This is a genomic window from Legionella nagasakiensis (genome assembly GCF_900639915.1).
In the GTDB taxonomy this organism is placed as follows: domain Bacteria; phylum Pseudomonadota; class Gammaproteobacteria; order Legionellales; family Legionellaceae; genus Legionella_A; species Legionella_A nagasakiensis.
Map to the genome: position 1 here is coordinate 1 of NZ_CAAAID010000041.1, position 621 is coordinate 621.

The window sequence follows — 621 nt, forward strand, 5'->3', positions numbered from 1 at the left end:
CTTTGTACGGGACAATTTTTTAGAAAAGAAGCGGCTTTGAATAAATAACTCGCTGATTTTTAAAATATTTCATACAATTCTTTCGTCGAAAAAAGGAGTTTTAAATGAAATACATCAGCGATGTTAACGTGCATATTAGGTCAACAATTAAAGTGGCACAAGTCTCGATTGGATTGTTTTGCACAAATGTTACTGGCATTATTTACGGTGCGTAGTATTAATTTAAGCGAAATAGCTGTAGCCATGCAGAGTGAATCTCTGATTGCTTCACGTTATAAGCGGGTTAGGCGCTCTTTTGTGCCTTAAAATCTCGTGGATGGCGATTTGAAGAAACCCATATAGTCGATAAAAGTCGGATTGAAAAATTTATTGCTCTTCTTGCTATTGGTTTCGTATGGGCTCATAAAATTGGGGAGTGGAAAGCCCACCTAAAAACAATCCCTCTTAAAAAATTACGTAATCAAAAAAGACCTCAAAATTCTTTCTTTAGACTTGGTCTTGATTCCTTACGCAATTTTTTAACTAATTTTAAAATCAATTCTAATTTGTTCCTTAAATACTTAAAGTCTATTCATATTAAAACATTGGAGAATTGCTTTTAAAAAATTGTCCCATACAAAG

General features: G+C 33.2%; 1 protein-coding gene. It reads left to right on the top strand.

Translation table 11 applies throughout. The features are described from left to right. Positions 1 to 120 precede the first annotated feature (120 nt). Positions 121 to 306, top strand: coding sequence for a hypothetical protein (locus E1O52_RS13395; protein ID WP_133129057.1), 186 nt, complete (start codon positions 121 to 123; stop codon positions 304 to 306). Positions 307 to 621 lie beyond the last annotated feature (315 nt).